The organism is Ruegeria sp. AN11 (genome assembly GCF_056536005.1).
This window is the reverse complement of the sequence record NZ_JBQFJD010000001.1, coordinates 3,214,105-3,225,751: the sequence shown is the minus strand read 5'-3', so window position 1 is coordinate 3,225,751 and position 11,647 is coordinate 3,214,105. Positions and strand designations below refer to the sequence as shown.

Below are 11,647 nucleotides of genomic sequence, written 5' to 3'. Positions count from 1 at the left end.
TCACCTTGCCCGTTCCAGCCATTCCGCCGCCGATCTGCCTGCCCATCGCCCGGTCGCCAGACATGCAGTCAACAGATACCCGCCGGTCGGAGCCTCCCAGTCCAGCATCTCGCCCGCACAGAACACGCCGGGCATGACACTGAGCATCAACCCGTCGTCCAAAGCCGCGCGGACAACACCACCTGCGGTCGAGATCGCCTCGTCCATCGGGCGCAATTCCGCGCTACGCACGGGCAAAGCCTTGAGCATTTTGATCGTCTGTTTTGGCGTAAGTGACTGCCCCGCCGTCATTTCGTGAAACAATGCGACTTTCTGCGGCGGCAATCGCAAACTCTTTTTCAACCACTGAGACAGCGTCGTCTTGGTTTTTTTGTCCGAGAACCGGCGGTGCAGCACATCCTCTGCCAGATCGGGCAAGAGATCGACCTGCAATTCCGCGCCGTCGCGCAACGCCGGGGTCAAGGCATACAACCCGCCCCCTTCCAGCCCCGTCGCCGAAAGGGTCGCCTCCCCACGAGAGCGCAGCTTACCGGCGCGCCATTCAACTGATTTGAGCGGCGCGCCGAAATGGGCCTGCATATGCGGGCTCCAGGAAACAAAAAGGGCCGAGTTCGATGGGGCGAACGGGGCCAGAGGCACACCTTTCTGCGCAAGATGCGTCGCCCAGGCACCGTCCGATCCCAGTCGCGCCCAACTGGCCCCGCCCAGTGCCAGCACCGTGGCGTCACTGGACAGGCTTTGACGACCATCGGGTGTCTCAAACAGCAGTTTCTGTCCTTCCCAGCCTAGCCAGCGCCAGCGCGTTCTGATCTGCACCCCGGATTTATCCAGTCGCCTTAGCCAGGACCGCAACAAGGGCGATGCTTTCATCGCCTTCGGAAACACGCGACCAGTCGAGCCGGTAAACACTTCTTGCCCAAGATCGCGCGCCCATTCCTGCGCGGCGTGCGCATCGAACTCCGCGATCATCGGGCGCAACCAGTCTGCCGCGCTGCCATAAGACCGGATCAGTGTATCAAAGGGCTCATCCTTGGTCAGGTTCAATCCGGACTTGCCTGCCATCAGGAATTTGCGCGCAACGGATGGTTTGGCCTCAAGCACCAGCACGTCATGGCCGGCACGGGCCAGTTGCTCTGCCGCCATCAGACCCGCCGGACCTGCTCCGATCACCACAGCCTGCGCCATCATTGCCCTCTTGTCATGTGCATCAGACGGCGCGACTCTGCCATACCATGTTGACAACCGATCCGATCTGCCCGCTTTGCGACCGCCCGATCCCGGAAGGGAGCGGCAGCGTGCACCATCTGATCCCAAAACTCAAAGGTGGCAAGGGCGGACCCACCGTTTTGCTGCACCAGATCTGCCACAAAGAAGTTCACGCCACGCTGACCGAAGCCGAACTCGCGCGCAGTTACAGTACGGTCGAAGCCCTGCGCGCACATCCCCGGCTTGAGAAGTTTCTGATCTGGGTGCGAAAGCGACCGCCCGGCTTCCGTTCCAGGGTTCCGAGCAAGCGGCGCGGGCGCTGACTATGCAGGCAACCATCGATCCCCGGCGGCATCGCTGACCGCAGCACTCAGCCCTTCTATTTCCAGCCCCCGATAATCCGGAACCGGCGAGAATTGCGCATCCGGGACATGCTGAAACTCCAACGTGGTATAGGGGCGTTTCCAAAGCCATTCGCGGTTCTGGACGGCCCAAAGATCACCACTTGGCGGCACGTCTTTCGTAAAGGCGTAAAAGTGCAGATCAAATCCATAAAGCGCGACATCCTGCATCGACAACAACCGCATGCCCTGACCCCGGCAGAACTGGTCTTCGGACGCAATATCACCCGTTCGCAGCGTTACCTGTCCGATACGGGCCCGCGCAAAGGGGTCCTCTGGATCTGCGGCCCCGTCCGGGCGGTTGCCGTCAAAATCATGCTGCAGCAATTCGATGACAAAGCCGTCCGAATCGCTCAGATGTGCCATATATCCGATATCCAGGAACTGCCTTGCCACACTGACATCGACACCCATTCGAAGCAGATGGGCGGCGGCCAGATCAACGTCGGGCAGGGTGATCCCGATCTTCCAGTATCGCTGACCCCGGTCGTGCCGATAGCCACCACCGCCAGGCATAAGCAACAGATCCGCATCCTGACCTGCATAACCGACCCGCTGGTTCGGACCTTCCCGCCGCACGGACATTCCAAACGCATCGCGGTAGAACCCCGCAAGAGCATGCGGGTCGTCAACACGCAGGCGCAGGGCGGACAATCTCATCGGCACATCCTTGCGATCCCGGCCGCGATTTCGGGATTGGCCGCAAGGCTGTCGGCTGCCAGATCACGGGCAGTGGTCATCAGATGATCCGGCTCGACGATCCTGTCGACCAGACCAAAAGCATAAGCCTCTTGCGCGGAAATTTTCTGACCACACATCAGGATCAGCCTTGTCCGCGCAGGTCCGATCAACGCCGTCATGCGTTTGGCATCGGATGGCTGTGGCAGAAAGCCCAGCTTCATGACCGGATAAAAGACCTTCGCCGTCGGCACTGCAATGCGGATATCGCAAGCCAGGGCCATGCCGTTCGCGCCCCCTGCCAGAGTTCCGTTCAGCGCGGCGATGGTCAGGCAGGGCAATGCGGCAATGGCGCCCGAAAGGCGTTCCCACACGTCCGAAATTGCCAGGCCGGCCCGGGCCTCGTCCAGATCCGCGCCCGCGCTGAACACCTTGCCGGCACCGGTCAGGATCAACGCGCGGGCCTGTGTTGCACTTTCGGCGATCTCGGCCATACGCGCCAGCATGTCCCCGGTCAGCGCGTTGGCCTTTCCGGGGTTGTTGATGGTGACGGTCCACAACCCGTCGGCCTTATCCATTTCAATCACGTCAGCCCGACCCTTTTGCGGATGTCTTCCTGCCTGAGCGAGATTTCCGTCCCAAGAAACTCATCCGCGTCCGGCGTGCACATCCACAACAGGGCCCGTGCAGGCCAGTCGGCCGGAATATGGTCGCTCCAGTCCAGCTGACTGACGGCGTTGATACCACTGGCCTTGATCACCCGCTGCATGTCCGTCGCAACCGTTCCCGGCGACAGCCCCATCGCGCGAATACCGTGATGGGCCTCTTCCAGATGCAGGCACTCGGTCATCATCTTGGCTCCGGCCTTGGACGCGCAGTAATGGCTCCAGGCTTCGACCGGGTTGGAGGCCGCGCCCGAGGATATTGTCAGAACCGTACCACCGCCCGCCGCACGCATGACGGGCAGCGCCGCACGCATCCCGTAGAACACACCCTTGAGGTTGATATCGATCGCCTGGCTCCAGGCCTCGGGATCGGCATTGGACAGATGAAAGATCGGCTCAATGACACCGGCATTGCCGATCAGAACATCCAGGCCGCCAAACCGGTCCACGCAATCGGCCACGACCTGTTCCACCTGCGCAAAGTCGCTGACATCGCAGCTAAGCGCGATGGCGTTGTCACCCAGCGCCGAGGCCAAAGCCTCGATCTGGTCGCGACTGCGCGCCACCAATGCAACATTGGCGCCGGCTGCGGCAAATACGCGCCCCGCTTCGGCGCCGATACCCCGGCTGGCGCCGGTTATCAGTACAGTTTTCCCTTGCATCGGAATACTCTGCCCCCATTGAAATCATGTCTGGGGACTCTGTAACGCGCGCAAGGGGAATTGGTCCAGCCCTGCCCCCTTGACGCCCGCCGCCGCAGGCACGACGATATGCGCAAAAATTCATCGAGAAGGGTAATCCTATGTCGCATTTCCTTCGCCGCAGTTGCGGCGCTGTTCTGGCTTATGCCGTTGTCAGCCAAGGGGCGCTGGCCGACGTAACAGCCAGCGACGTCTGGGCCGACTGGCAGGCTTACTTCACGCAAATGGGTTATACCGTAAACGGCGAACAGTCGGTGTCCGGTGCCGTAACCACCATCTCGGACATGACCCTTGCAATGGCCTTGCCCGAAGAAGAAGGGCAGTTCGTGATCAAGGTCCCGGAAATGACGCTGGGCGACAACGGCGATGGGACCGTCAGCATTGGCTTTCCCGACTCCTTTCCCATGAGCGTCACCGGCAATGCCGAAGGCGAGGAATTCTCTGCCGATGTTGTCTACGCCCTGGATGGGTTGGACATGGTTGTTTCCGGCACGCCGGACGACATGACCTATACCTATACGGCCAATTCGATGGCGGTCTCGCTGGACAACATTCAGGTTGACGGCCAGCCCGTGCCCCGGGAAATTCTGGACGCCAGCATGACGATGACCGGCCTGACCGGCAGTTCGCAGATGCGAATCCGCGACGGGCGCGACATCAAACAGTCTTTTGCGGTGACCGCCCTGACGTACGGGCTTGCCTTTGACGATCCCGAAAGCGGTGAAACCGGCAAAATCGACGGAAAGCTGGACCAGCTTGTCATGGACAGCGACAGCGTGATACCGGCCGACTTCAACATGTCGGACCCGGCGGCGCTGTACGAGGCCGGTTTCGCCTTTTCGGGCAGGTTCACCTATGCATCTGGCCAGACCAATATCGCCGGCACGAGCAAGGGCGAAGCCTTTTCCATGAGCAGCCAGTCCGAAGGCGGCCAGTTCGGCGCCAGCCTCGACGCACAGCGCATTGCCTACGACATCAACCAAAACAGTACCAGGCTGGCCGTCACGACTGCGGATTTGCCGTTCCCGATCGAAATCGCGATGACCAATGCCGGGCTGAAATTCGAGCTGCCAGTTCAGCAATCGGAAGAGATCCAGCCCTTTGCCTTTGGGTTGAACCTGACCGATTTCACCATGTCCGATGTTTTGTGGGGAATCTTCGACCCTGCAGGCGCGCTGCCCCGCGACCCGGCGACCATCGCGCTGAATAGCACCGGAACGGCCAAGGTGCTGATGAATATCTTCGATCCCGAAGTGGCAGAAGATCTGACCGGCGAAGCACCGGGCGAGTTGCACTCGCTGAAAATCACCGAGCTTCTGGTTTCACTGGTGGGTGCCCGCCTGACCGGTGACGGTGACTTCACGTTCGACAATACCAACACCCAGCAACCTGGCGGCATGCCGGTTCCCGCCGGCGAAGCGAATCTGCAGCTTGTCGGGGCGAACGCCCTGATCGACAAGCTGATCGGCATGGGAGTGATTTCGGACAACGACGCGCTGGGTGCCCGGATGATGATGGGGCTGATGGCCGTACCGGGTGACGCGCCGGACACGCTGAACTCGACCATCAAGTTCACCGAAGACGGTCAGATTCTGGCGAACGGCCAGCGCATCAAATAAGCCAGCCACTGGCACCACGAGTCTGAACGGCCTGTGGTGCCAGCCTCGCACTTCAGCAAATACCGTGACCCCCGGCAGCTCGGGTAAAGCGAACACAACAGTGCCGTCCCACCCTGCCGAACCGGACACACATCCCACCAATACCCCAAACTCAGACTGATCCGGTGCTTCGTCACGCTCAATCCGGCCGCAGGACTTGCGGGGCGCGCAGTCCAAGGCTAGGTCCAGTAATAATCAGAGCGGAGGCGTCATGACCCGAACACCCGAAGGAATCAGCCATCACCTGCTTGATGCTGCGCGCAAGGCCGGGGCAGAATCCGCAGATGCGATCGTGATTGACGGCTCCTCGGTGTCGGTCGAAGTGCGTGAGGGTGCTCTGGAACATGCCGAACGCTCGGAAGGAACCGATCTGGGTCTGCGCGTATTTCTTGGCAAACGTCAGGCGATTGTCTCAAGCTCTGACAGCCGCCCTGAGACGCTGAGCGCGATGGCCGAACGCGCCGTGGCGATGGCGCGTGAAGCCCCCGAAGACCCGTTCACCGGTCTGGCCGATCCCGGCCAGCTGGCCACCGAACGGGACATGCCTTCGCTTGAAATGTTCGACCCAACCCCCGAGCCCGCGGCCGAAGACCTGCTGCAGGACGCACTGGCGGCCGAAGCTGCTGCACTGGCCGTGACCGGCGTCTCACAAGTGTCAGACGCCGCTGCTGCGTATGGCACACACAGGGTGCATCTTGCGGCCACGAACGGATTTTCCGGGGGGTATCTGCGCAGCAGCCGATCGACATCCTGTGTCGCAATATCGGGCGAAGGCACCGGGATGGAACGTGACTACGACGGCGACAGCCGCACCTTCCAAAGCGATCTTCGCAGCCCGGAAGAGATCGGGTGCACTGCGGGTGAACGCGCCGTCCAGCAGGTTGGAGCCCGCAAACCGGCAACCGGCAGTTTCCCGGTCCTGTTTGACGAGCGCATCTCATCTTCGCTGATCGGCCATCTTCTGGCGGCCGCCAACGGGTCTGCAATCGCGCGCGGGGCGTCATGGTTGACCGATTGTTTGGGCCAGCAGGTCCTGCCCGATCATCTGTCGCTGATTGAAGACCCGCATCGCCCGCGCATTTCGAGTTCCCGCCCGTTTGACGCCGAGGGTCTGCCGACCAGCCGCCGGGCGATAGTCGAAAACGGTGTTCTGACCGGCTGGACCCTCGATCTGTCCAGTGCCCGAAAACTAGAAATGCTGTCCACCGGCAACGCTGCACGCGGCGTGTCCGGACCACCCTCGCCCAGCAACTGGAACCTGAGCCTGACGCAGGGCGACCAAAGCCGCGAGGACCTGTTGCGCGACATGGGCACCGGGCTGCTTGTGACATCAATGATCGGGTCGACCATCAACCCCAACACCGGCGACTATTCCCGTGGCGCATCCGGGTTCTGGGTCGAGAACGGGCAGATTACCCACCCGGTCAACGAATGCACGATTGCGGGCAATCTGCGCGACATGCTGAAACGGATCGTCCCGGCAAATGACGCGCGCCTCTATCTGTCACGGGTTGTCCCATCGCTGCTGATTGAGGGAATGACACTTGCCGGCAACTGACCTGCCCCTGCTGATCGAGGCCGCCCGGGAGGCTGGCAAGATCGCCACCCGATACTCGGGGGCAGATGCGCAGCGCTGGGACAAACCCGATGGCACCGGCCCCGTGACCGAGGCAGATCTGGCCGTCAACGCGATGCTCGAACAGATGTTGCCTTCGGCACGCCCCGGTTATGGCTGGCTGAGCGAAGAGACCGAAGATTCACCCGACCGGCTGTCACGCCGCAGGACATTCATCATCGATCCGATCGACGGAACCCGCAGCTTTGCCGAAGGGTCGCGAACCTGGGCACATTCCCTGGCGGTCGCGGATCAGGGCAAGGTGACGGCGGCGGTGATCTATCTGCCGATGCGAAACCTCCTGTATGCGGCAGCGGCTGAACAGGGCGCAACACTGAACGGTGAGCGGATTCGTACCACGCAGACAAACCGCCTGCATGACGCCGAAATTCTGGCTGCCAAACCTAACCTGAAGCCCGTTCACTGGAAGCATGGGCAGGTGCCCGATTTCAAACGCAACTACCGCCCATCCCTGGCCTATCGCATGGCCGCAGTGGCGCAAGGGCGGTTTGACGGGATGCTGACCTTAAGGCCCAGTTGGGAATGGGATATTGCAGCCGGTGATCTGATCATCCGCGAAGCCGGTGGCATCTGCTCGAACCGGCAAGGACAGCCGTTGCGCTTCAACAACCCCCAACCGCGCCTTAACGGTGTGATCGCGGCGGGTGCCGAAACCTATAGGTTGCTGTGTGAACAGCTTGACCCGGACGGGCACGGGCTGCCGGTATGAGCAAGCCCAGGTCCTTCAGCCTTGCGGCCTATCGGGTACTATCCTGGGGCGTGCCCAAAACCGGAGGGCAAAAGCAGCAGGCGCGCCCGGACGGCGAATTGCTTTGGGTTCACGTCAACAGCCACCTGCGCTTGCGCGTCGTTGATGAGTTTTGCCACAGGCTGACGCGGTCCCGTCCTGACCTGTCGGTGCTGATTACCGCCCCTTACGGCGCCGACCTAGCGCTTTGGGCGGATAGCACCTTTCCGGTTGTTTCCCTTCCGGCCGAGCAAACCGGCGCGGTTCGCGGTTTTCTGGAGCACTGGCGACCGGACATTGGTGTTTGGGTTGGCGGCGGGCTTGTTCCCAACCTGATCACCGAGGCGGAAGAAAACGGCATTCCGCTGATCCTGGTCGAAGCTCAGGTCGATGTCGTGATTCCGCGGGGGGCCAGATGGCTGCCCGACCTTGCCCGATACACGTTCGACTGTTTTCACACGATTCTCACGACCACGCCTGAAGCCGCCCGTCAGATCCGGCGGCTGGGCATACATTCGGCCAAGGTCACGGAATCTCCGCCGCTGCATATCAGCCCCAACCCGCGCCCATGGCCCGAAGACGAGTTGATCGAGACCAATCACGTGCTGGCCGGTCGTCCTGTCTGGCTTGCCTCATGCGTGCAGGACAAGGAGTTCATCTCGGTGCTCAGCGCGCACCGGCAGGCGTTGCGGATGCTGCCCAGGCTCGCGCTGGTTTTGCATGTGGCGGACGCGTCCGAAGCGGCCCCCCTGCACCGGCGGCTTGCGGCCATGGACCTGCGCTGTGTCAACTGGGACAACGGCGAACCGATCGAAGACACAACACAGGTGATCCTGTCCGCCGAGCGCGAGGATCTGGGCCTGTGGCAACGGGTTTCCGCAGTGACATTCGCAGGCAGTTCGCTGGAGAGTGGCATGGGCGGTCATGATCCGCTTGAAGCGGTGGCACTTGGATCGGCGGTTATCCATGGACCGTTCGTCCACCGCCATCAGGAGCTCTATGACCGTCTGGACATGGTGGATGCCGCCCGCACGGTCAGAACCGCAACCGAACTTGGCGACGCGGTCGAGGAATTGCTGGCACCGGACCGCGCGGCCGATATGGCCCTGGCCGGATGGCAGATCGTGACCGAGGGCGCCCCACAGGCAGATCGGCTGATCGACATGGTTCAGGACCTGCTGGACCTCCGGAGGACACAGCATGCGGGCACCTGAGTTCTGGAATTCCCCGCCCGACCGTCCCGCATTGCGTGCCCGGTTGCTGGCGCCGCTGGGGTGGCTCTATGCGGCGGCGACTGCCCGGCGAGTCGCCTCGGAACCGGGGATCAGGCCGGGCGTTCCGGTCATCTGTATCGGCAACCTGAATGCGGGCGGCACCGGCAAGACACCCACCGTGATCTGGATGATCGAACAACTGCGCAACGCCTGGCACGAAGCGCATGTGGTTTCGCGCGGCCATGGCGGCTCGCTGGACGGGCCCGTGCGCGTTGATCCGGGCAAACACACTGCCGCACAGGTCGGAGACGAGCCTTTGTTGCTGGCGGCCTTTGCCGAAGTTTGGGTGGCCAAGGACCGGGCAGCAGGTGCACAAGCGGCGGCCGATGCAGGCGCCACCGCGATCATTCTGGATGATGGTTTTCAGAATCCGTCCGTTGCCAAGGATTTCTCGGTCATCGTGGTGGATGCTGCACGCGGGTTCGGAAACGGTTTGTGCCTGCCTGCCGGCCCCCTGCGCGAACCCGTCGACGCCGGTCTGCAGCGTGCGAACCTGGTTCTGTCACTTGGCGATTCCGACGCACAGAACACATTTACCGCGCAGTGGGGCAAACGTCTGAACGTGCCGCATGCCACCGGCGCGGTGGAACGGCTGCAAACTGGCATGGAGTGGGACAACGCCCCGGTTCTGGCATTCGCAGGCATCGGGCATCCGGAGAAGTTTTTTCGGACCCTGCGCCAGCAGGGCGCGCGCCTGCTTCGGGCCGAGGCGCTGGATGATCACCAGCCTCTGACACCCGCCCTGATGACCCGTCTGGAAAACGAAGCCCGCCTGCTGGGCGCACAGATGGTCACAACCGAAAAAGACGCCGTGCGCCTGCCGCCCGCGTTCCGCAGCAAGGTGATCACCCTGCCTGTTCGTCTCCAGGTGGACCAATCCGATCTGGTCCGGGACATGGTGCTGAAAGCGGTTCCGCCGCCCTGATCAGTTATCCTCGCCCAACTTCGGCGAAGGGCGGGTCAGGGCAAGCTCGGCATCGGAAAACACAAACGGCGTGCGCACACCGGGCACACCGTCCAGTTCAATCTGCATTCCACGCGCAATGACCTGTGGGTCCGCCATCACCTCGTCCATCGTATTGATTGGACCGGCGGGAACGCCCCCGGCCTCGCAGGCTGCCAGCAGTTCAGCCTTGTTGCGCTGCGCCGTTTCGCCATTCAGACGGGCGATCAGCACCCGGCGGTTGGCCAGCCTGTCCTTGTTGTGCAGAAAATCCGGCGCGGTGGCCAGTTCTGCCAGCCCCAGGATTTGGCACAGGCTTTGGTACTGACGGTCATTGCCGGTGGCGATGACAATATGGCCGTCGGCACAGTCGAACACCTGGTACGGAACCAGGTTGGGGTGCGCGTTGCCCATCCGCAAAGGCGCAACACCGGTTGTCAGGTAGTTCAGCGCCTGATTGGCGGTGACAGCCACGGCGACATCCAGCAGCGCCATGTCCACATGTTGCCCACGGCCTGTTGTCTGGCGCTGATACAGAGCGGCCAGTACGCCCGCGACTGCATATACCCCTGTGAACACGTCCGTTGTCGCAACGCCCGCCTTTTGCGGCTGCCCGTCCGCCTCACCGGTAATGGACATCAGTCCGGACATGCCCTGAATGATGAAATCATACCCGGCCCGCTTGGCGTAGGGACCGGTTTGACCGAACCCGGTGATCGAGCAATAGACCAGACGCGGATTGATCTGTTTCACGCTGTCATAGTCCAGCCCGTATTTCTTCAGGCCGCCGACTTTGAAGTTTTCGATCAGGACGTCTGCATCCGCTATCAGCGCGCGCACCTTTTCCTGACCCTCGGGGGTTCTGAAATCCGCCGTGACAGACGCCTTGCCCCGATTGGTCGCGTGAAAATACGCCGCCGATACATCGTCATCCCGCGTTACAAAGGGTGGTCCCCAGGCGCGGGTATCATCCCCGTCCGGAGATTCGACCTTGATGACCTCGGCCCCAAGGTCCGCAAAGGTCTGACCGGCCCAGGGGCCAGCCAGAACTCGTGCCAGTTCGACAACCTTCAGACCGGCCAGCGGGGCCGCCATCAGTTGCCCAACTCGTCTTCGATCAGTTGTTTGAACTCTTCGTAAGACTGGTTCGAGACCTTTTTGCCGTTAACGACAAATGACGGTGTCGCGGTGATGCCGTCGCGCTCGGCGTTTTCCTGATACCAGGCCACCAGCGTCTGGGCGCGCGTTCCGTCCTGCAGGCAGGCCTCAAGCTCATCGTTGCCGATACCGGCCAGACGACCGATCTTGCGCAGCTCGTCAACGATTTCGGCGGGACCACCCGCGCGGGACCACTCGGACTGGCCTTCATAGATCAGATCCGTGATGCCAAAGAACTTTTCCGGTCCGCCGCAACGGGACACCAGCGACGCCCACAGACCGTAGCGATCAAAATAAACCTCGCGGTAGATGAACTTCACCTTGCCTGTGTCGATGAATTCCTTTTTGAGCTGCTTGTACGGCCCGGTGTGAAAATTCGCGCAATGCGGACAGGTGTAGGATGCATATTCGATGATCTCGACCGGAGCATCTGCGGCCCCCTGCACCATTTCTTTAATGGTCGAGGTGTCCAGGTCGGCTTCCTGCGCCTCGGCGCTGCTGATCAGCGGGTTGGCGGGGGTGGAATTTGACAGCGACAGCCAATAGCCGCCAGCGGCAACGGCGACCGCCGCGCAGATTACGGTTGCAATACGGCTCATT

At 61.8% G+C, this 11,647-nt stretch carries 12 protein-coding genes; 6 read left to right on the top strand and 6 right to left on the bottom strand.

What is annotated here, in order from left to right:
• The gene (locus ACR3EQ_RS15970; RefSeq protein WP_170614237.1) at positions 1-1,185 is read right to left on the bottom strand and encodes a TIGR03862 family flavoprotein; all 1,185 of its coding nucleotides are present in this window, start codon (positions 1,183-1,185) and stop codon (positions 1-3) included.
• Between the two features lie 47 nt (positions 1,186-1,232).
• Between ACR3EQ_RS15970 and ACR3EQ_RS15965 the strand changes: the two genes are divergently transcribed.
• Positions 1,233-1,529, top strand: a complete 297-nt coding sequence (locus ACR3EQ_RS15965) for an HNH endonuclease (RefSeq protein WP_170614236.1) — start codon at positions 1,233-1,235, stop codon at positions 1,527-1,529.
• Here the strand turns inward: ACR3EQ_RS15965 and ACR3EQ_RS15960 are convergent, their stop codons facing one another.
• The 3 genes from ACR3EQ_RS15960 to ACR3EQ_RS15950 are packed head-to-tail and all read right to left on the bottom strand — an operon-like array spanning position 1,530 to position 3,618.
• Positions 1,530-2,267: a VOC family protein gene (locus ACR3EQ_RS15960; RefSeq protein ID WP_170614235.1), complete on the bottom strand. Its 738-nt coding sequence runs from the start codon at positions 2,265-2,267 to the stop codon at positions 1,530-1,532. It abuts the gene before it with no gap.
• Entirely contained in the window at positions 2,264-2,863 is a 600-nt protein-coding gene (locus ACR3EQ_RS15955; RefSeq protein WP_480440920.1) for an enoyl-CoA hydratase/isomerase family protein, read from the bottom strand. Before ACR3EQ_RS15955 ends, ACR3EQ_RS15960 begins: the two co-directional genes overlap by 4 nt.
• A 5-nt stretch (positions 2,864-2,868) precedes the next feature.
• The gene (locus tag ACR3EQ_RS15950; RefSeq protein WP_170614448.1) at positions 2,869-3,618 is read right to left on the bottom strand and encodes an SDR family oxidoreductase; all 750 of its coding nucleotides are present in this window, start codon (positions 3,616-3,618) and stop codon (positions 2,869-2,871) included.
• A 134-nt stretch (positions 3,619-3,752) separates the two neighbouring features.
• Here ACR3EQ_RS15950 and ACR3EQ_RS15945 point away from each other — a divergent pair, with 134 nt between their 5' ends.
• From ACR3EQ_RS15945 to lpxK, 5 genes are all read left to right on the top strand, one after another.
• Positions 3,753-5,270 (top strand): DUF2125 domain-containing protein, encoded by a 1,518-nt coding sequence (locus ACR3EQ_RS15945; protein WP_170614233.1) that lies wholly within the window; start codon positions 3,753-3,755, stop codon positions 5,268-5,270.
• 250 nt (positions 5,271-5,520) lie between these two features.
• Positions 5,521-6,867, top strand: coding sequence for a TldD/PmbA family protein (locus ACR3EQ_RS15940; protein WP_480491197.1), 1,347 nt, complete (start codon positions 5,521-5,523; stop codon positions 6,865-6,867).
• Positions 6,854-7,654: a 3'(2'),5'-bisphosphate nucleotidase CysQ gene (locus ACR3EQ_RS15935; RefSeq protein WP_170614231.1), complete on the top strand. Its 801-nt coding sequence runs from the start codon at positions 6,854-6,856 to the stop codon at positions 7,652-7,654. Before ACR3EQ_RS15940 ends, ACR3EQ_RS15935 begins: the two co-directional genes overlap by 14 nt.
• Entirely contained in the window at positions 7,651-8,886 is a 1,236-nt protein-coding gene (locus tag ACR3EQ_RS15930) for a glycosyltransferase N-terminal domain-containing protein (protein ID WP_170614230.1), read from the top strand. The genes ACR3EQ_RS15935 and ACR3EQ_RS15930 overlap by 4 nt, the downstream gene beginning before the upstream one ends.
• On the top strand, positions 8,873-9,871 hold the full coding sequence (gene lpxK / locus ACR3EQ_RS15925; RefSeq protein WP_170614229.1) for a tetraacyldisaccharide 4'-kinase: 999 nt from the start codon (positions 8,873-8,875) through the stop codon (positions 9,869-9,871). The genes ACR3EQ_RS15930 and lpxK overlap by 14 nt, the downstream gene beginning before the upstream one ends.
• On the opposite strand, the gene ACR3EQ_RS15920 is transcribed toward lpxK, so the two are convergent.
• Positions 9,872-10,984 carry a CaiB/BaiF CoA transferase family protein gene (locus ACR3EQ_RS15920; RefSeq protein WP_170614228.1) on the bottom strand — a complete coding sequence of 371 codons (1,113 nt, stop codon included), beginning with the start codon at positions 10,982-10,984 and terminating at the stop codon, positions 9,872-9,874. It lies immediately after the preceding gene.
• On the bottom strand, positions 10,984-11,646 hold the full coding sequence (locus ACR3EQ_RS15915) for a DsbA family protein (RefSeq protein ID WP_170614227.1): 663 nt from the start codon (positions 11,644-11,646) through the stop codon (positions 10,984-10,986). Before ACR3EQ_RS15915 ends, ACR3EQ_RS15920 begins: the two co-directional genes overlap by 1 nt.
• Position 11,647 lies beyond the last annotated feature (1 nt).

Coding starts and splice junctions, on each gene's coding strand:
- ACR3EQ_RS15960 (WP_170614235.1), bottom strand. CDS start 2,267: ATGAGATTGTCCGCCCTGCGCCTGCGTGTTGACGACCCGCATGCTCTT.
- ACR3EQ_RS15930 (WP_170614230.1), top strand. CDS start 7,651: ATGAGCAAGCCCAGGTCCTTCAGCCTTGCGGCCTATCGGGTACTATCC.
- lpxK (WP_170614229.1), top strand. CDS start 8,873: ATGCGGGCACCTGAGTTCTGGAATTCCCCGCCCGACCGTCCCGCATTG.
- ACR3EQ_RS15915 (WP_170614227.1), bottom strand. CDS start 11,646: ATGAGCCGTATTGCAACCGTAATCTGCGCGGCGGTCGCCGTTGCCGCT.
- ACR3EQ_RS15970 (WP_170614237.1), bottom strand. CDS start 1,185: ATGGCGCAGGCTGTGGTGATCGGAGCAGGTCCGGCGGGTCTGATGGCG.
- ACR3EQ_RS15920 (WP_170614228.1), bottom strand. CDS start 10,984: ATGGCGGCCCCGCTGGCCGGTCTGAAGGTTGTCGAACTGGCACGAGTT.
- ACR3EQ_RS15940 (WP_480491197.1), top strand. CDS start 5,521: ATGACCCGAACACCCGAAGGAATCAGCCATCACCTGCTTGATGCTGCG.
- ACR3EQ_RS15945 (WP_170614233.1), top strand. CDS start 3,753: ATGTCGCATTTCCTTCGCCGCAGTTGCGGCGCTGTTCTGGCTTATGCC.
- ACR3EQ_RS15965 (WP_170614236.1), top strand. CDS start 1,233: ATGTTGACAACCGATCCGATCTGCCCGCTTTGCGACCGCCCGATCCCG.
- ACR3EQ_RS15955 (WP_480440920.1), bottom strand. CDS start 2,863: ATGGATAAGGCCGACGGGTTGTGGACCGTCACCATCAACAACCCCGGA.